At 57.5% G+C, this 20,753-nt stretch carries 16 protein-coding genes; 7 read left to right on the top strand and 9 right to left on the bottom strand.

Features of this window, described 5'->3' with window-relative positions; translation table 11 throughout:
* The first annotated feature begins 20 nt into the window (after positions 1 to 20).
* Entirely contained in the window at positions 21 to 1,409 is a 1,389-nt protein-coding gene (locus ACAW74_RS16185; protein ID WP_370699246.1) for a methyltransferase RsmF C-terminal domain-like protein, read from the top strand.
* A gap of 134 nt (positions 1,410 to 1,543) precedes the next feature.
* Here the strand turns inward: ACAW74_RS16185 and ACAW74_RS16180 are convergent, their stop codons facing one another.
* Positions 1,544 to 3,709, bottom strand: coding sequence for a 3-hydroxyacyl-CoA dehydrogenase NAD-binding domain-containing protein (locus tag ACAW74_RS16180; RefSeq protein WP_370699245.1), 2,166 nt, complete (start codon positions 3,707 to 3,709; stop codon positions 1,544 to 1,546).
* A gap of 257 nt (positions 3,710 to 3,966) precedes the next feature.
* On the opposite strand from ACAW74_RS16180, the gene ACAW74_RS16175 reads away from it, so the two are divergent.
* On the top strand, positions 3,967 to 4,422 hold the full coding sequence (locus ACAW74_RS16175) for a type II toxin-antitoxin system VapC family toxin (protein ID WP_370699244.1): 456 nt from the start codon (positions 3,967 to 3,969) through the stop codon (positions 4,420 to 4,422).
* Here ACAW74_RS16175 and ACAW74_RS16170 read toward each other — a convergent pair.
* Positions 4,419 to 5,627 carry an acetyl-CoA C-acetyltransferase gene (locus tag ACAW74_RS16170; RefSeq protein ID WP_370699243.1) on the bottom strand — a complete coding sequence of 403 codons (1,209 nt, stop codon included), beginning with the start codon at positions 5,625 to 5,627 and terminating at the stop codon, positions 4,419 to 4,421. The genes ACAW74_RS16175 and ACAW74_RS16170 overlap by 4 nt on opposite strands.
* A gap of 184 nt (positions 5,628 to 5,811) precedes the next feature.
* Between ACAW74_RS16170 and ACAW74_RS16165 the strand changes: the two genes are divergently transcribed.
* Positions 5,812 to 7,935 carry a helix-hairpin-helix domain-containing protein gene (locus ACAW74_RS16165; RefSeq protein ID WP_370699242.1) on the top strand — a complete coding sequence of 708 codons (2,124 nt, stop codon included), beginning with the start codon at positions 5,812 to 5,814 and terminating at the stop codon, positions 7,933 to 7,935.
* A 196-nt stretch (positions 7,936 to 8,131) separates the two neighbouring features.
* Here the strand turns inward: ACAW74_RS16165 and ACAW74_RS16160 are convergent, their stop codons facing one another.
* Together ACAW74_RS16160 and ACAW74_RS16155 are read right to left on the bottom strand one after the other, a co-directional pair.
* The gene (locus ACAW74_RS16160) at positions 8,132 to 8,875 is read right to left on the bottom strand and encodes an acyl-[acyl-carrier-protein] thioesterase (protein ID WP_370699241.1); all 744 of its coding nucleotides are present in this window, start codon (positions 8,873 to 8,875) and stop codon (positions 8,132 to 8,134) included.
* A gap of 47 nt (positions 8,876 to 8,922) precedes the next feature.
* Positions 8,923 to 9,648 (bottom strand): MIP/aquaporin family protein, encoded by a 726-nt coding sequence (locus tag ACAW74_RS16155; RefSeq protein WP_370699240.1) that lies wholly within the window; start codon positions 9,646 to 9,648, stop codon positions 8,923 to 8,925.
* A 199-nt stretch (positions 9,649 to 9,847) separates the two neighbouring features.
* Here ACAW74_RS16155 and ACAW74_RS16150 point away from each other — a divergent pair, with 199 nt between their 5' ends.
* Entirely contained in the window at positions 9,848 to 10,819 is a 972-nt protein-coding gene (locus ACAW74_RS16150; protein WP_370699239.1) for a zinc-dependent alcohol dehydrogenase family protein, read from the top strand.
* Positions 10,820 to 10,891: 72 nt separating this feature from the next.
* Here the strand turns inward: ACAW74_RS16150 and ACAW74_RS16145 are convergent, their stop codons facing one another.
* Positions 10,892 to 11,317: a hypothetical protein gene (locus ACAW74_RS16145; RefSeq protein ID WP_370699238.1), complete on the bottom strand. Its 426-nt coding sequence runs from the start codon at positions 11,315 to 11,317 to the stop codon at positions 10,892 to 10,894.
* A gap of 141 nt (positions 11,318 to 11,458) precedes the next feature.
* On the opposite strand from ACAW74_RS16145, the gene ACAW74_RS16140 reads away from it, so the two are divergent.
* Positions 11,459 to 12,583 carry an NAD(P)/FAD-dependent oxidoreductase gene (locus ACAW74_RS16140; protein ID WP_370699289.1) on the top strand — a complete coding sequence of 375 codons (1,125 nt, stop codon included), beginning with the start codon at positions 11,459 to 11,461 and terminating at the stop codon, positions 12,581 to 12,583.
* A 102-nt stretch (positions 12,584 to 12,685) separates the two neighbouring features.
* Here ACAW74_RS16140 and ACAW74_RS16135 read toward each other — a convergent pair whose 3' ends face one another.
* Positions 12,686 to 13,144, bottom strand: a complete 459-nt coding sequence (locus ACAW74_RS16135; RefSeq protein ID WP_370699237.1) for an Lrp/AsnC family transcriptional regulator — start codon at positions 13,142 to 13,144, stop codon at positions 12,686 to 12,688.
* Between the two features lie 195 nt (positions 13,145 to 13,339).
* Between ACAW74_RS16135 and ald the strand changes: the two genes are divergently transcribed.
* Positions 13,340 to 14,473: an alanine dehydrogenase gene (gene ald, locus ACAW74_RS16130; RefSeq protein WP_370699236.1), complete on the top strand. Its 1,134-nt coding sequence runs from the start codon at positions 13,340 to 13,342 to the stop codon at positions 14,471 to 14,473.
* Positions 14,474 to 14,572: 99 nt separating this feature from the next.
* Positions 14,573 to 15,847, top strand: coding sequence for a metal-dependent hydrolase family protein (locus ACAW74_RS16125; RefSeq protein ID WP_370699235.1), 1,275 nt, complete (start codon positions 14,573 to 14,575; stop codon positions 15,845 to 15,847).
* A 6-nt stretch (positions 15,848 to 15,853) separates the two neighbouring features.
* On the opposite strand, the gene ACAW74_RS16120 is transcribed toward ACAW74_RS16125, so the two are convergent.
* The 3 genes from ACAW74_RS16120 to ACAW74_RS16110 are packed head-to-tail and all read right to left on the bottom strand — an operon-like array spanning position 15,854 to position 20,753.
* A complete protein-coding gene (locus ACAW74_RS16120) occupies positions 15,854 to 17,065 on the bottom strand; it encodes a glycosyltransferase family 4 protein (protein WP_370699234.1) in 1,212 nt (403 codons plus the stop codon).
* Positions 17,062 to 18,591: a heparinase II/III domain-containing protein gene (locus ACAW74_RS16115; protein ID WP_370699233.1), complete on the bottom strand. Its 1,530-nt coding sequence runs from the start codon at positions 18,589 to 18,591 to the stop codon at positions 17,062 to 17,064. Before ACAW74_RS16115 ends, ACAW74_RS16120 begins: the two co-directional genes overlap by 4 nt.
* 8 nt (positions 18,592 to 18,599) lie before the next feature.
* Positions 18,600 to 20,753 carry a bi-domain-containing oxidoreductase gene (locus ACAW74_RS16110; RefSeq protein WP_370699232.1) on the bottom strand — a complete coding sequence of 718 codons (2,154 nt, stop codon included), beginning with the start codon at positions 20,751 to 20,753 and terminating at the stop codon, positions 18,600 to 18,602.

The raw sequence follows: 20,753 nt of genomic DNA, 5'->3' as shown, positions 1-20,753 counted from the left end.
GAAGAACCCCTCTGTTTTGTATGCCCCAACTACCCGACGCGTTTCAGCACCAAATGCAGCATCTGCTCGCTGCCGATTACCCTGCTTTTGCCAACGCCCTGGGTACGTTGCCCCCGGTAAGCATCCGCCTGAATCCGCGTAAACCCGCCTTCGACACCACTGGTCTTCAACCGGTTCCGTGGTGTGCTGATGGTTTTTACCTGCCCGAACGACCCGTCTTCACGCTCGATCCGCTGTTTCAGGCGGGAGCTTATTACGTGCAGGAAGCCTCATCGATGCTCTTGGCGGAGGCGATTCGGCAAACGGCAGGAGCCCGTAAACCCTACGCCGGACAGCCGCACCTGCGCGCGCTCGATCTGTGCGCGGCACCGGGCGGAAAAAGCACGCTGATGGCCTCGGCCCTACCCCCCGACAGTCTGCTGGTGTGCAACGAGGTCATTCGCAGCCGGGTGCCGATCCTGCGCGAAAACATCGACAAATGGGGCTATGCCAACGTAGTCGTTGCCAACCACGACCCCGACGATTTTGCCCCGCTGACCGGCTTTTTCGATCTGGTGATGGTCGATGCGCCCTGTTCGGGGGAAGGCTTGTTTCGGAAAGACCCAAGAGCTGTGGATGAATGGTCGCCCGATCACGTGCAACTGTGTTCGGCGCGGCAAAAGCGTATACTGTCGGCGGCGGCCCCGCTGGTGGCCGAGCGGGGTTGGCTCATCTACAGCACCTGTACGTATAACGATGCCGAAAACCTCGACAATGTGCGGTTCCTGACCCAGAACGGATTTGAGAACGTACCCCTCGCGCTACCCGATGATTGGGGCGTGGTGACGCGCACCGTCGACGGCAGCGAAGGCTACCAATGCTACCCGCATCAGGTACGTGGCGAAGGCTTTTTCATCAGCGTGTTCCGCAAGAAACTTGGCGGTGAATCGGGGCCAGTCAGCAAGGGGCGGGGGCTTAAATCGGCCCGACCGGTGCACCACAAACAGTTGGGTACGTTGCGCACCTACCTGCGTAACCCCGATGCGTTTTCGTTCTGGCAAAAACCCAACGACGAGCTGATCGCCGTACCGATTGCGCTCGAAAAAGACCTGGTGCTGATCGACAGTGCTCTCCGCAACAAAGGCTTTGGCATCGCGATGGGGCAATTCAAAGGCACCGATTTCCTGCCCGATCATGCGCTGGCCCTAAGCACCGAACTCACGCCCGATCTGCCCGGCCTCGACCTGGATCGCGATGATGCCCTGCATTACTTCAAAAAAGAAAATCTGACCGTCACCAACGTGCCCAAAGGCTGGTTATTGGCGCGGCATCAGGGCCTGCCGCTCGGCTGGCTCAAAGGGCTGGGCAACCGCGTCAACAACTACCTGCCGAAAGAGTGGCGCATCCGGATGGACATACCGGAGTTTTGAGCACCGCCTGACCGATACTTGGCGTAAAGCCTGCCGTTTCGGGGCTACTACGCGCTGAATAGCCTAAAGCCGTACCTGCTGTTTGTGCGTCACCAATAGCAGGTACGGCTTTAGCGTACAATCTAAACTTATAACTAAGCAGCGGCTTTCAGACCTGCTCGTTCGCGCAGCTTATCGGTGGGCCGGAAGCGTTCGCCATACTGATCGGCCAGCCGGTCGAGCGTGCTGACGAACGTACCTACACCCACGAAATCGACAAACGCCAGCGCCCCGCCCGTATACGCCGGGAAACCCCACGCCAGAATGGAACCCAGGTTGGCATCGAGTTGGGTACGTATCACGCCTTCCTCGAAGCAGCGCACGGCCTCGATGGCCTGCCGATACAGCAGTCGGGTCTTTACTTCGTCGAGCGTTGGCTGTTGGTCGGCCAGCGGAAACAGCTCCGATAGCCCCGGCCAGAGTTGTTTGGCGCGGCCATCCTCGGGGTACTCATAAAAACCGGCTTTGGCTTTTTTGCCCAATCGGCCCAGTTCGACAAACTGTTTGGCCACCTGATAGCTGGTGTCGGCCTCGGCCAGAACGCCGTCTTTGATGCTTTGGCCCGAAATCTTGTACACCAGACCGAGCGCCACTTCATCAGTAACGGCCAACGGACCAACGGGCATTCCGGCGGCTTTTCCCGCGTTTTCGATCAGGATCGGGTTGACGCCGTCGCGCAGCAATTCCATGCCTTCGGCCGTGTAGGTACCGAAACAGCGCGACGTGTAAAAGCCTCGGCTGTCATTGACGACGATGGGCGTTTTGCGGATTTTGCGCGTGTAGTCCATCGCCACGGCCAGCGCGTAATTCGACGTTTGGTTACCCACGATGAGTTCCACCAGCATCATCTTGTCGACGGGCGAGAAGAAGTGAATGCCGATGAAGTTGGCCGGGTTCTGCGATGCTTCGGCCAGGCCAGTGATGGGCAGCGTCGACGTGTTGGACCCAAAAACGCCCCGGGCTGGATGGCCAGTGTCGGCCAGCATCGGCTCGGCTTCTTTCGTGACGGTAGCTTTCAGCTCACGATTCTCGAAAACGGCTTCGATAATCAGGTCACAACCCTGCATATCGGCGTAATCGGCGGTGGGCCTGATGCGGTCCAACGTCGTATCGACGCTCAGCGGATCGACCTTGCCGCGCTCAACGCCTTTCTTTAACAGATTGCGTGAATAGTCTTTGCCTTTCTCCGCTGCTTCTATCGATACATCCTTTAATACTACTTCGATACCCGCCACCGCCGACACGTAAGCGATCCCTGCGCCCATCATGCCCGCGCCCAGGATACCCAGTTTCTTTACGTCGGTTTTGGGTACGTCCTTCGGCCGGCTTGCGCCTTTGTTGGCCTCGTTCATGCCCAGAAACATCGTCCCGATCAGATTTTTGGCCACTTTCGAAGTCGCTACTTTCACAAAATGCCGCGCTTCGATGGTCAGCGCCCGGTCGATATTGACCTGCAGGCCTTCGTACACGCAGGCCATAATTTCGAGCGGCGCGGGGTAGTTGCCTTTGGTTTTCTCCATCAGCATGGCCGTGCCCGCCGCGAAGGTCTGTGCCCCCACCGGGCTTTGTACGTTGCCACCCGGCACCTTGAAATTATCGCGCGCCACAATCTTGCCCGTTTTCTTGTCAATCTGATCCCACGGCTTAATCGGCTGCGGGTTGGCCAGAATCCAGGCGCGGGCCTTATCCATCATGGTGGTGGGCGTTTCGGCGATGTCGTCGATCAGGCCGTTTTTCAGTGCGTCGGCCACATTCAGCTTTTTGCCTTCCAGCAGCAACGGCAGCGCGGCCTGCATCCCGATCATGCGGGGTAGGCGTTGCGTACCCCCGCCGCCCGGCAACAGGCCGATCGTAACTTCAACCAGACCGATCTGTGTTTTCGGGTTGTTCAGGGCAATTCGGTGATGGCAGGCCAGACAGATTTCGTAGCCCCCGCCCAGCGCCGTACCGTTAATGGCCGCCACGATCGGTTTGCCGCTGGTTTCCATCCGCCGGAAAATTCGGTTCAATTCGGCTGATACCTTCAGCATTTCGGCCGGGTCTTTGTCGTTGTTGCGCAGGATCATTTTCAGATCGGCACCGGCTACGAACTCGGGTTTGTCGGAAGTAATGATGATGCCTTTAACGGCTTCGTCGGCGTAGGCGCGGTTGAGCGCGTCCTCAAATTGTGGGATCGATTCGTCGTTCAGCACGTTCATCGGGCTGCTGGTCAGATTCCAGCGGATGACCGCAACGTTTTGCTCGACCGTGTAGTTAATCATTAGAAAAAACGTTTAGTAGATTTACCAAAAAACAGGGTATACAATGACAGCTATTCGATTGATTCAAAAGCCAGTAGATGGCAAGATCATATTCGACGTACCTGAGGATATGCGGGACGAAACAATTGTTATTGACTTTCGGCCCGCCCGCGAAACCGAGCCCCAAAAGACGTTATCTGAAGTGTCAGATACTTTTTTTAACCGACTAAAACGACCCAAACCTGATCCTAACTTCGACTTGGACTCTTTAACCCCCTATGAGCAGTAGCCTCTTTCTCGACAGCTCAATTCTGGTCGAAAAGTTGAAGGGCAAACGTGTTGACCTATATGATTGGTTGATAGCAGATCCGTCGCTTACGCTTTGCATCAATCAGATCGTGTTGAGTGAGTTCGCCTTCTATTTGGTAGCTGAGGAGGGGGGCAAGTCGCCGCTTACGCTAAAGCGGGATCAACGAATTCCAGCTATACTTCGCGAAAATGACCCCACTGAACTGTTAGAACGGTTTACGTACCTTGATACGGATCACTCTGTCATTTCACTTTACTTTTTCTATATGCAGCAGTACAACCTACTGCCCAACGATGCGCTCATCCTGGCGACTTGCAAACTGCACCGCATCACCCGAATCGCTAGCTACGACGCCGATTTCGCTACGGCCTGCGCGGGTGAAGGCATCCAACTGATTCAGCAGGTAACCGACCTGACCGTCTAATTCAGCCGCTCGAAGATCGTGGCGATGCCCATGCCGCCACCGATACAGAGCGTCGACAGGCCAAACTGCTTATTGGTCCGCTCCAACTCATCAAGCAGCGTGGCCGAAATGATGGCCCCCGTAGCTCCCAGCGGATGACCCAGCGCAATCGATCCGCCGCTGATGTTGACCTGACTATGGTCGACGCCAAATTCGTCCATAAACAGCATCGGTACGGCCGCGAAGGCTTCGTTCACCTCGAACAGATCGATGTCGCGGATACTCATCCCCGCTTTTTTGAGCACTTTATAGGTTGCCGGCACGGGGCCTGTCAGCATGATCGTTGGCTCGGAACCCACAATCGCGAAAGCCACAATGCGGGCGCGGGGTTTGAGGCCCGTCGACTGCCCGAAGGTTTCGCTGCCCACCAGCACACCCGCCGCCCCGTCGACAATCTGCGACGAATTACCGGCATGGTGCACGTGGTTGATCTGAGCCAGATCGGCGTATTTGAGCAGGGCCAGCGCATCAAGCCCCATCTGCCCCATCGCTTCAAAAGCGGGTTTTAGTTTACCTAGGCTCTCGGCGGTCGTACCGGGCCGAACGCCCTCGTCGCGGTCAAGCACGGTTACGCCGATGTCGTCTTTCAGCGGTACCAGTGTCTTCCCGAATCGGTTTTCGCGCTGCGCCACTTCGGCCCGCCGGTACGACTCTGCCGCAAACGCATCCACGTCGCTGCGGCTGTAGCCCTGCCGGGTGGCAATCAGGTCGGCCGAAATGCCCTGTGGCACAATGTTATGCTGCGCCACAATCTGCGGGTTCATGAAAATGGCACCGCCATCGGAGCCCATCGGCACCCGCGACATCGACTCGACGCCACCAGCAATGACCGCATCAACTTGCCCCGACATCACATAGGCCGCCGCCTGATTAATGGCTTCCAGCCCCGACGAGCAGAAGCGATTGAGCTGCACACCCGCCACCGACTCGGCATAGCCCGCCTCTAGCACGGCCGTACGGGCAATATCGGCCCCCTGTTCGCCAATGGGCGTTACGCAGCCCATGATCACGTCGTCGACCAGACGTGTATCGAGGTTATTGCGGTCGCGGAGGTTTTTCAGCACGCTCGTCAGCAACGTGATCGGTTGAATATCGTGGAGCGACCCGTCGCTTTTGCCACGCCCGCGCGGGGTTCTGACGGCGTCGTAAATGAAAGCGTTAGCCATGTTTAGTCTAAAGTTTGGCGTTTTTGAGGCAAATTAGTATGCATGCATACGGTTCGACAAATGTAAGCAAGGCAGGATAAAGTTGTACGGTGGGGCGATACGAGCAATCGCATAAGTCACCATTAAACTTGATTTATATCAACTAAGCTAGTAGCTTTCGCACTCCCACCGAACGCTATGCTCCTTGACTGTCCGTACCTATCTACCTACGCTAGTGGGGTGGCTGCTGCCCCTTGCCGTTGTAGCGCAGTTGCCCACTTCATCCACCACCGTTACAGCTCCTCCCCCAGCTACCCGTACCGACGATGCGCTGAACCGACTCTTTCAGGAGTTATTTCCAACCCAGGCCGAGGGCATCGATTATCAGGCGCTGTTCGATAATCTGGCGCAACTCTACAGCCATCCGCTTGACCTGAACACCGCCACCCGCGACGAACTGTCGGCAACGTACCTGCTCAGCGAGCGGCAGCTTACCAGCCTTCTCGCCTACCGGGCCGCCAACGGACCGCTGCTCGACGTAGCTGAACTACAGGCAGTACCCGATTTCGACGTACCCACCATTCAGCGGATGCGGGCGTTCGTCACCGTGCGCGCGGCTACGCTCACGGCCGACCTGCCCAGCCCGTCGGACCATTATTTGCTGGCCCGCTACGAGCGCGTGCTGGAAACGCAGAAGGGGTTTTCGGAGGCCATCCCTAACAAAAATGGCACGCTGCCGATGCGCTATCTGGGCAGCCCCGGCCAGTGGTATCTGCGCTACCGAAACAGCCGCCCCGGCGTGTACAGCGTAGGCCTGACACTGGAACAGGACCCCGGCGAGCCGTTTCGCTGGAACCCCGCGACACGCCAGTATGGGCCTGATTTTGTCTCGTTTCACGCCCAGATTCGGCAGCGGGGGCGGTGGAAGAATATCATCATCGGCGATTTTCAGCAGCAGCTTGGGCAGGGCCTGATTCTGTCGGCCGGTTTTTCGTTGGGTAAAAACGCCGAAACGATCCTGACTGTCAGGCGGCCAACGCTGGGGGCACGGGCCTATACGTCGCTGAGCGAATACGGCTATTTACGGGGCCTATCGGCCACTTACGCACTTACGCCTCACCTTGACCTCACCCTCTTCGCGGCCCGCAACCGGCGCGATGCCAACATAGCCCTGGGCAAAACGCCCGCCGATGCGGATGTCGTCACGTCGTTTCTGACCTCAGGCCTGCACCAGACGCCGGGCGATCTGCTCGACCTACGGGCGGTGGCAGAAACCAATCTGGGCGGTCATCTGCACTACCAGCGCAACAACCTGCAACTGGGCGTAACGTACCTGCAAACGACGTTCGACAAACCCGTTCAGAAACGCGACCTGCCCTATAACAACTACGAATTCAGAGGGACACAAAACCGCCTTGTGGGCCTGCATGGTGGGTACGTCTGGCGCAACCTCAATCTGTTTGGCGAAATGGCCTATAGCAGTGGCTCCCTCACCAACAGCGGCGGGGTGGGTGCCGTGCTGGGTACGTTGGTGGGCGTCAGCCGTCGCCTCGACCTGGCCGTTCTGGTGCGACATTACGACCGAAACTTTCACAGCTTCTACGCCAATTCGTTCAGCGAAAGCAGCCGCCCCATCAACGAAACAGGTGTGCATGGCGGGCTGAAATACAGCCTTTACCGAAAGCTAACGCTGAGCGGGTTTGTCGACTGGTTTCGCTTTCCGTGGTGGAAATACCTCGTCGACGGGCCATCGGGTGGGTTCGATTACCTGCTGTCGGCGGTGTATACACCCAACCGGCAAACCCACTTTTCGCTCATTTTCCACGACGAACACAAGCAGAAAAACAGCCCGGAGAGCAAAACGTCACCCAAAGCCCTGACCGAAACCACCCGCCGCAACCTCGCCCTTACGGCCGATTACAGCCTACTACCCGGCCTGACGATGCGGTCGCGGCTACAGTCGGGTACGTTTGGGTACGCGGCGCTAGCAACCAGTTCGCGCGGGTTTGCGCTGGTGCAAGACGCCACCTACGAACGCGGTCGCTGGAGCCTGAGCGGGCGCGTGGCGCTCTTTGGCACCGACGATTACGACAGCCGCCAGTATGTTTATGAGCGCGACGTGCTGTATGCCTTTTCGTTTCCGGCCTACTTTGACCGGGGTGTCCGGCATTACCTGCTCGCCCGCTACACAGCCAGCAAACACCTCGATCTCTGGTTTCGATATGCCCGCACCGACCTGACCAACCAGCCCGACCTTGGCTCCGATCTCGACCTGATTGCTGCCCCTCACAAAACCGAGTTGAAGCTACAGGCCCGTTGGCGATTTTAGACGATTGTGTGGTAGGGGTGCTGTTGACTGTGCTGTCAGTTCGGGGGAACTGACAGCCTGCGGGTCCCCGACCCAGGAAAACAAACACAATCAGCGCGTTTTTCAATGGCTCTTCCATCGTTGGCTCTTCTTCGGCTGGGTCGGAGACCCCAAAGCTGTCAGATCGGGGATCTGACAGCACCGTTGCTAAGCCCTTTCAATTACGCCACCGGGTTTTGGCCAGCAATACATCTTTGCCTATTTCGGCCAATGCAAGGCGGTGGCGGAACGTACCTGCGTCGTCGGCCTGATGTTGCACCAGCACCCGTTCGTGCCAGTGGGTTTCGTTTCGATAAACCACGTCGAGTTCGGCCAGTTCCTGGGTTTGCAGCACAGCATCCGGCAGTTGTTCGAGCAGCCACCGGATATAGACGACATTATTAACGTGCTGATTACTATCAATATCAAACCAGCCTACGGTAACGGCCTGAATTTCTGTCGTGGGAACTTCGACCGACTGATACGGGGGCTTGAGCGGCAATCTGGGCAATGGCTGGGCAACGTCGGGGCACACCAGTGAGCGGATGAAGTCGGGCGTGGGGACCATGGTGCGCTTACTCGTGTCGAACACCAGCCACGTACTGGTCGCTTCGGCCAGCAACTGCGCTTCGGCATACACCCGAAAATCGCGGTAGACAAAAAACTTCTCTACGCCCGTTGGGTACGTTACAATCCGGATCGTCTGCCCGCTGCGCGGGTAATGGTGCATAATCAGGCCAAAGCGCATCAGCATCCAGCCCAGCCCATTGGCCTGCAAGGTTTCGCTGTCGATGCCGTAATCGTAGGCGTTGCGGTTGGCCGACTCCTGCATCAGGTTCATCAGCGCGGGGATACTCAGTCGGCCGGCCGCGTCGCACTCGTAGTTACGCAGTGTATAGGCGTCTGTCTGGATAAAAGCCATAAGCGCAAACGTACGGCAAGATGCGTTCGGCACTACCGACAGGTACGTTACAAAGCAAATAACTGAATCAGTATGCCCCCTACCGCAGCGCCAATCAGTGGCCCGGCTACGGGTATCCAGGCATACCCCCAGTCAGACGACCCTTTGCCCGGAATCGGCAACAGCGCATGCGCCACGCGCGGCCCCAGATCACGGGCCGGGTTGATGGCGTAGCCCGTGGGGCCACCCAGCGACAGGCCAATACTCCAGACGAGTACACCCACCAGATAAGGGCCAACACCCGTAGCCAGCACGCCCAGCGCTTTCGATGAAATCCCCGATAAGCCGAGGATCAATACGATGGTAGCGATGGCTTCGCTCAGCAGGTTAGGGCCCATTTTGCGGATGGCGGGGCTGTTGCAGAAAACAGCCAGCTTATCGCCTGGGTCGGGCGTAACGCCCCAGTGCGGCAGGTAGAGCAACCACACCAGCACTCCACCCAGCACGCCGCCCAGCATCTGAGCCGTAAAAAAAGGGATTACGTTGCTATAATCATTGGTGGCGACGGCAAACGCCAGCGTGACGGCGGGGTTCAGGTGAGCGTCCAGGCTTCCGAAGGCCTTGGCCACAAAAATGGCGATGGTCACTGCGAAAGCCCAGCCGGTGGTAATCACGATCCAGCCACCATTATTACCTTTTGTTTGCTTGAGCACCACGTTAGCCACAACGCCATCGCCGAGCAATAGCAGCACCATCGTACCAATGAGTTCACCTAAAAATGGAGAGGTTTGCATGTAAATGAACGAGTTTAGGAAAGCCGCGCGCCACGAAGGGCCGGGCTATGTTTCAATTTGCCAATTGTAGCAAATATTCGTGCAATTTCCCGACAAACATAGTGGGCCCTCGTGGGTTGCTATGTGAACATTGCCGCCATTCGGCACAAACCATCTTTTTTCAACCAACGCCACGTGCTGGCTCGTTGCTCCTTTTACGATGAAAAGCATTCAGTTTGAACAAACCGGCAAACCGGCCGATATCCTCGCCGTTGTCGAGAAAGACCTGCCACAGCCCGGTCCGGGTGAGGTACGTGTCAAAGTCATTGCCAGCCCCATCAATCCATCAGACATCATGTTCGTACAGAACTTGTACGGTATTCGCCCTCAGCTCCCGTCGGGCGCTGGTTTCGAGGGCGTGGGCGTGATCGATGCATTAGGCGATGGCGTGTCGATGCCTGTTGGTCAGCGGGTTAGCTTTACGGGCCTGGGTACGTGGAGCGAATACACCATCACGCATCACAAAGGCATGATTCCCGTTCCCGACGCCATTCCCGACGACGTGGCCGCGCAGCTCTTCGTAAACCCGTTTACGGCTTTCGCGATGGTGGAAGCCTCGGGCGTGCAGGCCGACGGGTGGCTGATGCTGACCGCCGCCGGTTCGGCTTTCGGTAAAATGGTTATTCAGCTTTGCCAGCAGCGGGGTATCAAAACCATCGGCACGGTGCGGCGCGACGACCTGAACGACGACCTCAAAAAACTGGGTCTGACGGAGGTGATCAACACCGAAACCGACGACATGGCGGCCCGCGTCAAACAGATTACCGACGGGCAGGGCGTGCAGTGCGTGCTCGACGCGGTGGGTGGCCACACGGCATCCGAGGCAATGAAATGCCTTGGCCGGGGCGGTACGATGCTGATCTACGGCTTGCTGAGCAGGCAGGACCCAATGCTTAACAGCGGCCTGATGATTTTCCGCGAGCTGACCATCAAAGGCTTCTGGCTCACGGACTGGATGCGCCGCGCCACGCCCGAAGCCCGCCAACGGGTTAGTAGTGAAGTACTTGAGGCGCTCTCTTCGGGAACGATTCAGTTACCGATAGAAGCCACCTACGGGCTGGATGAAATCAAGAAAGCCGTCGAGCACGCCGACGCACCCGGCCGCTGGGGCAAGATTCTGGTAAAGCCGTAGTGGAGGTAAGTTCCCTTCAAGCAACAAAGCCCGCTGTAGTCGCAGCGGGCTTTGTTGCTTGAAGACGGATAGTTATTTTTTCGCCGTAACGATTACACGAATTCCCTGACCAGAAGCATCAATATTTAGGTCTGTGCCATCAGCTGTTCCGACTTTAGTCGTGCCCTGATATAGTTCTGACCCTTTTATATCGGCAGTACCGAATTCAGTGTTTTCATCCGCCTGCCCGGTTATCTTCTCAATCAAGACCATCGAAACGCTTGTTTCCGTCTGTTTGGTTACCACCACGGTTGCTGAATAGGTGACAGTTGCGCCGTTTAACGTACCTGATTGAGGAAGCTTGAAATCAAAATCATTCGCGCCGGTTCCCGACACGGCAAAGCGGGAAACTACATACGTACCTGCAATTTTAGCCGCTGCATCCGGGGCGACAGTGTCATTCTTTTTGCCGCAGGCTGCAATGAACAGTACCAAGGCTATGTATAGCAATTTTTTCATAGTCACTTCTGATTTTAGCGTTGTCTCTCCAAAGTAGCTGTAGATAAAGGATACTGCTTATCTAATTGATTAACTGGCTCTTCGCTGCTGATTTTCGCACCTTATTGTAACCCTTTCACCCGCTTACCGTTTACTATGCATATGCACGACGTGATCATCATCGGTGGTGGGTTGGCGGGACTTGTCGGCGCGCTTGAACTCAGGCGGGCGGGCTTTGATGTGCTGCTGATCGAGCGTAAAACGTACCCATTTCATAAGGTCTGCGGCGAGTATGTGTCCAACGAGGTACGGCCTTACCTGACGGCCTTGGGCGTTGATCTCAACGCGCTGGGAGCAGCCCGCATCAGTCAGTTCTGGCTATCGGCACCATCGGGGCGGGTGCTGACGGCGCCGCTCGATCTGGGCGGATTTGGCATCAGCCGCTACACCCTCGACGATGAACTCTACCAGTTGGGGCTCATGGCTGGCGTACAGTTTCGGCTGGCGCAGACGGTCACCGATGTGCAGTTTGCCGACGAGCGGTTTACGGTATCGCTGGGCAACGGCGAAACAAACACCGCCCGACTCGTGCTGGGTACGTTCGGCAAACGAACCAAGCTCGATAAAACCCTTGATCGGGCGTTTATGCATGCGTCGTCGCCCTACGTGGGGGTGAAGTACCACATCAGCGGCATCGACTTTCCGAAGGACGTGATCGCACTGCACAACTTCCCGGATGGCTATTGCGGTATGTCGGCCATCGAAGACGATAAATACTGCCTCTGCTACCTGACGACCCGCGCTAACGTACGGGCGCATGGCAACATTGAGGCGATGGAACAGGCCGTACTTTGCCAAAATCCACACCTGCGAGCCGTTTTCGATCAGGCCACCTTTCTCTACGACCGGCCTGAGGTCATCAACGAGGTGTCGTTTGCCCCGAAACAGGCCGTCGATAACCACATCCTGATGGCAGGCGACGCCGCCGGGCTGATTACGCCCCTCTGTGGCAACGGCATGGCGATGGCGATTCACGGCGCGAAACTGGTGAGCAGTCTTTCCACACGCTTTCTACGCCACGAACTGGACCGGCCCGCCCTCGAACGGACCTACCAGGCCGACTGGTCGCGGCTGTTTGGGCGGCGGCTATGGGTGGGGCGAACGGTGCAGCAACTCTTTGGCCGGGCCTGGCTGAGCGAAGCCGCCGTCGCCACCTTCGGCTTGCTGAAACCCGCCCTCCGCACCGTGATGAAGCAGACGCACGGAGAAGTAATAGCCGTAACGTAGTTCACTGTTTACAGTCGTCTGTCCGCTGTTACTCTGCAACAACCTATTTCTAGTGGAAACGCGAAGCAACAGCGGACAGAGGACTGCAAACAGTGAACTCCCTCACACCGGCACCACCGTTGTGTTTTTCACCTCGGCCATCACGAAGAAGCTGCTGATGTGGACGATGCCCGGAATAACCGAAAACTGGTCCTGATAAAAGCGGTTGTAGTCGTCCATGTCGGTCACGATCAGCTTGATCAGGTAATCGAACGCCCCCGACACCCGGCAGCAGTCGAGCACTTCGGGCAGCGTGGCAATCGCCGCATCGAATGCATCGAAACTATCGCGGTTTTGCTTGTCGAGCGTGACCTGGCAGTAGATCTGCAACCGACTTCCCAGCTTCTTTTTATTCAGCACCGTCACGTACCGATCGATAATCCCCTCGCGTTCAAGCCGTTTGATGCGTTCGTGTACGGGCGTTTTAGACAGGTTGATTTGCTGCCCGATTTCCTGAATGGTGAGTTGGGCATTTGTCTGTAAAAGCGCCAGAATTGCCCGATCGATTTTATCAAGTTCCATAAACCACTCCGATGAAGGCGGAAAGAAAACTGTCCTGTCAACCGCCGCTCAGCCGATCCTTTTCAGACCGATTTCCTGAGAAAACAGTTATATAATGCTATTTATCCCAAATTTTCAGCAAACACCATCCTTCTATTCTATCTTCTTACTTTTGTACTACTTCTTGTACCCAACAAACAAAATAGCCATATCGTCATGGTCATTGGTGTTCCCAAAGAGATTAAAAACAACGAGAACCGCGTAGCACTTACGCCAGCGGGTGTTGCCGAATTGCGTAAACACGGTCATACGGTTTACGTACAGGTCAACGCCGGGGTGGGCAGCGGTTTTGAAGACGGTGAATACATTACAGCAGGTGCGCAAATGCTCCCCACCATCGAAGACATTTACGGCATCGCCGAGATGATCATGAAGGTGAAGGAACCCATCGCGCAGGAGTACAATCTTATCAAAGAGAATCAGCTGCTGTTCACGTATTTCCACTTCGCCTCGTCGGAGGAACTGACCCACGCCATGATCGAGCGTAAGGCGATTTGCCTCGCCTACGAAACGGTCGAGAAAACCGATCGGAGCCTGCCGTTGCTGGTGCCGATGTCGGAAGTAGCCGGCCGGATGGCGATTCAGGAAGGTGCCAAATACCTCGAGAAACCCCAAAAAGGGCGGGGTATTCTGCTGGGCGGCGTTCCGGGTGTAAAACCCGCGAAAGTGCTGGTGCTCGGCGGTGGAATCGTGGGGGCGCAGGCCGCCCGCATGGCCGCCGGTCTGGGGGCGCATGTGACGCTTATGGACATCAGCCTGCCCCGCCTGCGTTACCTCGCCGACGTCATGCCCGCAAACGTCGACACCATGATGTCGAACGATTATAACATTCGGGAAGAAGTACAACATGCCGATCTCATTGTGGGTGCTGTGCTGATTCCGGGTGCCAAAGCGCCGCACCTCGTTACCCGCGACATGCTGAAGCTAATGCGGCCCGGTACGGTGCTCGTCGACGTGGCTGTTGATCAGGGGGGGTGCATCGAAACCTGCCGCCCCACTACCCACGAAGATCCCACTTACGTCATCGACGACGTGGTGCACTACTGCGTGGCCAACATGCCCGGTGCCGTGCCTTACACCAGCACCGTTGCGCTCACCAACGCGACCCTTCCCTACGCGCTTCAACTGGCCAACAAAGGCTGGCAGCAGGCGTGCCGCGATAACGCCGAGCTGCGTCTCGGTCTGAACGTGGTGGAAGGTAAGATTGTCTACAAAGGCGTTGCCGATGCGTTTGGCCTGCCCCTCACCGCCGTCAACGACGTGCTGACCGAAGAGGCAGTAGCCAACTAACCGATATTACCCATTCATCGACAAACGGGGCCGCTTTCTATTGAGAGCGGCCTTTTTTTGTATGTTTAACCAAACGATGTTCTCGCTGAATTTCTGGTTATGACCGCATTTTACCGCCTGCTTCACAGCACCCTGTTTATCGCCTGCTGCTCACTGGCACAGGCACAGCCCACCACGCTGTTGCGCCCGGCCCGCGTCTTCGATGGCGAGCAGCTTCACGAAGGCTGGGTGGTGCGGGTACGTGGGGAGCGGATCGAAGCAGCCGGCCCGCCAGCCTCGCTACCCAAAACTACCAACGTACCTGAGACGGTCATCGACCTGCCCAATACCACGCTGCTGCCCGGCCTGATCGAAGGCCATTCGCATCTGTTACTGCATCCCTACAATGAAACGCCCTGGGACGATCAGGTGCTGCGCGAAGCCCGGTCGCTGCGGGTAGCGCGGGCAACCGTGCATGCCGAGAAGACACTCCGGGCGGGTTTCACCACCGTACGCGACCTGGGTACCGAAGGCGCTGATTACGACGACGTTGGTCTGAAACAGGCGATCAATCAGGGCATTATCCCAGGTCCCAGAATGGTAATTGCCACACGGGCGCTGATCGCCACGGGCAGCTATGCACCCAAAGGGTTCAGCCCCGATATCGACGTACCCCAGGGGGCCGAAGAAGCCGATGGCCACGACCGGCTCATCATGGCCGTGCGGCGGCAGATTGGCAAAGGAGCCGATGTGATTAAGGTGTATGCCGATTATCGGTGGGGCCTGATGGCCGAAGCCCGCCCCACGTTTACGATTGAGGAATTAAAAACGATTGTGGATGTTGCCAAAAGCAGCGGACGCGGCGTGGTGGCTCACGCCAGCACAGCCGAGGGCATGCGCCGGGCCATTCTGGCCGGTTGTGAGACCCTGGAACACGGCGACGCCGGTACGCCCGATATTTTCGCGCTGATGAAACAGCATGGAACCGCCCTCTGCCCTACCCTGGCGGCGGGCGACGCCATCGCCCAGTACCGGGGCTGGAAAAAAGGCGCTCCCAACGTACCTGAACCAGAACGCATCAGCCAGAAACGGCAGACCTTCCGGCAGGCCTTGCAGGCGGGGGTCACCATCTGCGCCGGGGGCGATGTGGGCGTTTTTTCGCACGGCGACAATGCCCGCGAGCTCGAGATGATGGTCGACTACGGCATGACACCCACCGAGGTGCTGCGATCGGCCACCGCTACCAATGCCGACGTGTTTCACCTGACCGACCGGGGCCGCGTGAAAGCGGGTTTACTGGCCGATCTGATCGCCGTAGAGGGCGACCCGACCAAGCAGATCAATAGCCTGCGCAAGCTGAAGCTGGTAATGAAAGGCGGGCAACGGATCAACTAAGGCCCTTCAGGAAAGCAGGTCGGCTTTTTCCAAAATGGCTTTTTGTGATAAACCGGCGGTTTCCAACGCCAGGCTCGCCAGCGCCTGAATAATTGCCTGACGGCGAAACTGCTCGATAAACGCGGTGCGTACCTCATTCCGATACGGTGTTTGGCGCAATTGCTCAACAAACGCAGCTACGTCACCGGGCGCAAACACGATACTGTTGGGTACGTGCTGCCGAACAAACTGTGCCGCATAGCCTGCTACACCCGCAATAAGGGGCTTATCGGTAGCGGCATATTCAAACAGTTTTGAGGGCAGGCAGCGTTCAAAGGCCTTTAGGTCGTTGAGGTGCATAAACAGATAATCGGCTTGCTCATATTCGGCCAGTAAGGCGCGGCGGCTCATGGGCGGGCGTATGTCCACGTTGGTCAGTTGCCGCTCCTGCACCGTCCGTTGAAGCCGGGTTTGGGTACCACCATCGCCGATCACGACAAACCGATAGGGGCTGCCCAGTTGCTGCGCCGCCGCCGGGATGATCTTTTCCAGCCCCTGCCCCTCCCCGATGTTACCGGCGTACAGGATAACCCGTGGCCGGTCAGCCGAACGCATTGGGGTGGCCGGGAAATTCAGAAAATGATCGTCGATGCCGTTGGTGAAATAGCTGTAGGTGGCCTGCGTGTAGCGACTGAAATAATCAACGAAACCAGCCGACACCAGATTGATATGCCGGGCTGCCCCAAACGTATACTGCTCTACCCACTTCAGGGCCGGGCTTAACCCCAGCTTCACGACTGGGTTTCGGAGCAGTTCCAGAATGTTTTCCCGAAACAGATCACGAATGTCGAGCACCAGCGGCACCCGCTGCCGACGGGCCAGATAGGCCCCCAGGAAGCCCGAAAACAGCCGCGATGAGGAGGCAATGACCAGATCGTATGACTGATGGCGGGTCAGCGCCAGCGCGCCTCGGTAAAAGTGGCTATACGAACGAATCTGATCGGCAAACCCGCTGTCGTGGTTAGGCACCGCTATCCGGTTGATACGCAGATTGTTGTGCCACTCTTCCGCAGCAGCTTCCGCCCGAAACGACTGGTACCGGTTTGGTTGAGTTGTAATTACATGCACTGTCCCGGCGTCGCCAAGCTGCCGGGCCAACTCATAAGCAAGCGGTGTATTTCGGAAGGACCCGGCGCTGAGATCGGGCTCGAAATAATAACTCAATAAAAGTACAGTCACGGTACGATACGAATGGTGGTGGTAATAGACTGGTCAAAGCGAATGGTAAGACAAGACGCCGCCTGACAGCGATTGAAACCAACAACCCGTTCATATGTACTTTTTCTCAACTCATAATTAGACTCCGTAAACACGTTGAGTCTAAGTTGTTCGGTTTGTATACCATTGTCTAGCAAAACTAAATTTATTACTTTATCAAAATAAAATCGTTGATAAGTCATAAATTTTTGCGCATCGATGCGATCCGTAATGGCCAATGTGTTTTCATCAAGTAAGTGCCAGGTTCGCCAGTGCCACGTACCCAGCGTGTTTTTGTAGCCATCATGGCGAGCCACAACCTGCGTTGGTGTGTCGGTGAGCACCTCGACGGTTGCCCGCCGCCCCACCCGGAAGCCACCCCATACTTCCGATGAATTCTGTCCAGCGACCGTTACTGTATTGTGGGCTTCGGTGCTCCGTTCCCAGTCTCGCCGTGGGCCAATCAAATAGGTCGATGTCCCCGGATCGACTATAACGGGTTGGTTGTCGGCATACAGCACCCATGAGAACGTATCGGCGTGTGCGTGGCCAGGCTGATGATCGGGACCTACCGGACCAATATCGATAAAGCACTCGAGGCGCGGCGTTGTCAGCATCCGGTAGCCGCTTTCGCCCAACGCTACAGGTGTCGCCTGGAGGTTCAGGTACGTTGCCCGTTGGCACAGTTGGGCCGTCGAAGGGGCCACGCCATAAGCCGAGTCGTTAACCATCGGCACATCGCCATTCCGAAACGTAATCGCCTCCAACCAACCCAGCATCAGACACACCTTCTCTTTTACCAGATCAATCAACGTCGTGTCGGCCCGGTAAAGTTGGGCGTGGCGTGTTTCATACACATCGAGCAGCCGGTCGGTGAGTAGTTGATGATACACGGGGCTGCGTTCGTAGTGGCCACCGTCGCTCAGAATCTGCTCGTTCAGTTCGGCCCGAAGCAGGTTGGCCGCTTTCCTGAACCAGATCTGCTGCCGAAAATGAACGGCCATGATAAGCAGTGCACAGGCGTTTTCGAGCAGGTGATTGCCACCCAGATGGTATTCGAGCCGCGACGCAAGCAGAGCGGTTTGGGCATACAGATGCTGGTCGATAAGCGGGTCGCACAATTGGTGCTGCTCCAGAAACCGACGCCAGTGTAGCACCCGCAAGGAGGTCGGATACGGCTCCAGCCCATCGCGCAGTTGCCGGGTTTGCCGGATAAAATCGTGCATGAGCGCCAGTCCGTCCGGCCCGGCTACCTCGTCCAGAAAGGCGAAGTAATTCAGGTTATACGTCCACAGTTTGCCGTTGGCGGCATAATTCCAGTCGATCGCCCTGTCGAAGGTGACCGACTGATTCAGGAAGGTAAACGTAATGGGCAACGGCACCTCAGGTACGTTGTATTCCGGCTGATTGCGCCAACGCAGCCGGGGCCGACCGCGCAGCCGGTTCCAGACCTGAAACACCAGTTGCCGCGCAGTCAGGTGCCGGATCGTGCGCCAGTAGCGACCCATTGTATTGATCATACGCTCACCCACCGCCCTTCCTGCAAACTGCGCAGTGCCGCCAGCGTAGCCTGCGTGGTGTTGACGATCTGCGGAAACGGAATAGGCGACGGCCCACCGCTGCGCAGAGTGTGCATCAGTTGCCGAAACTGCTCGGCATGCCCTTTATCCTGCCGCCCCGACATCCCGGAAAACCTCCGAAAGCCGTAGCCTTTGAGCGATTTGAAATTGTCGAGAATCAACGTGCGTTCTTGTGAATAGACTTCGATGCGCTCTTTGGCGTAGGCCTTGCTCCCGTTGGCGAAGTAGTTGATGACGCCCGTGGCCCCGTTTTCATACCGTAGCAGTATCGATGCCGAGTCGGTCGCTTCGGTGGGTTGCTGCCCCATGGCGTTCAGGCACACGCCAACCACCCGGCTGCCAGTCAGGTACGTAATCAGGTCGATGTAATGACAGGCTTCGCCCAGAATGCGCCCACCTCCCACGGCCCGGTCGTGCACCCAGGCGTTGGCCGGAATCGCACCGGCGTTCATGGTCGCAATCACGTTCATGGGCACGGCTCCAGCGTTGTCGCCACCAAGCAGGGCTTTGGCTTTTTGGGCCGTTGGCGAAAAGCGGCGGTTGAAGCCCACCAGCACCAGGCGGCCGGCGGTTTGCTGCGCGGCCACGATCGCCGTCAGTTCGTCGTCGTAGATGGCCAACGGTTTTTCAACAAACACATGCTTGCCCGCCCGCAAGGCGTCAATGGTCAGTTGGGCGTGGCTGTTGTGGCGGGTGGTAATCACGCACAGGTCGATGGCTGGGTCGGCCAGCACATCGTGGTAGTTGGTGGTGCTGCGGGCGATACCAAACTTTTTAGCCAATAGTGTTCCGTTCAGGCCATTGGCGCTGGCAATGGTTTGTAGCGTGGCCCCAGCTTTGTGCAGGGCTGGCACCAGCGTGGAAGCGGCGAAATGGCCCGCGCCAATAATGCCTATCACCCCAGCCGCTGGCTCAGGAACCGGCTCATGCAACGTCACCAACGTACCCAGCGCATCGCCCGCTTCGGGGTAGCTTAGCAGTGAAGCGATGCGGCCCGGCAACCCGGCTGAACGGCCCATCTGCCCATAAATCTGCTGGAAGTCGGCGAGGGGCACCACCTCGGTAATGAGCGGGTTTACCTGCAACTGGCCGGTGTGCAACAGGTGCAAAATCGTCTGGAAGTTTCGATTCTCGGTCCAGCGGACGTAGGGGAGCGGGTAATCGTGGCCGTGCTGTTCGTAATCGGTATCGTAGCGGCCAGGCCCGTAGGAGCACGACACCTGAAAAGTCAGCTCTTTTTCGTAAAAATCGGCGCGATTGAGGTGTAGCCCCACCACGCCCACCAGTATGATCCGCCCGCGTTTCCGGCTCATGCGGGCGGCCTGCGTCATGATCTCGTCGGTTCGGGCCGCGTTAGGCTTGGCAGATGCCGTGATGACCACGCCGTCGGCACCAACGCCGCTCGTCAGTTCGCTAACCGCTTTTACAGCATCGGTATCGGTGGGATCGAGCGCGTCGACGCCCAGTTGCCGGGCCAATGCCCGTTTGCTTTCGTCGGGGTCCAGCCCGATCACGTGGCATCCGTTGAGTCGCAGCAGTTGGGCCGTTAGCAGGCCGATCAGGCCCAACCCCACTACGACCACCGTTTCGCCCAACGTGGGGCCGAGCAGCCGAATCCCCTGAAGGCCAATAGCCCCGATCACGGTAAAGGTCGCCTGTTCATCGCTCACGCCATCGGGAATGCGGGCCACCAGGTTACGCGGCACGCAGACCACCTCGGCATGAGGGCCGTTGGACGCCACCCGGTCGCCAATGGACAGATCGGTGATGCCCGCGCCCACGGCTACCACCTCGCCCACTTGGCAATACCCCAGCGGCAGCGGCTGATCGAGCTTTCGGAAGACGGCTTCGAGCGTCAGCCTCAGGCCATCGATACCGATTTTTTCCAGCACCTGCTTTACCCGGTCAGGCTGTTGGCGGGCTTTGCTGATGAGGTTGGCCCGGCCAAACTCGACCAGCATCCGTTCAGTACCCAGCGACACCAGCGACCGCCGTGTGCGGATCAGCACTTGCCCGGCACGTACCTGCGGCGCAGGCACGGTTTCCAGTATAGTCTCGCCGGTTTTTAAATTCTGAATCAGTTGACGCAT

Source organism: Fibrella musci (assembly GCF_041321105.1).
Classification (GTDB): Bacteria; Bacteroidota; Bacteroidia; order Cytophagales; family Spirosomataceae; genus Fibrella; species Fibrella musci.
This window is presented reverse-complemented; position numbering and strand designations above follow the sequence as displayed.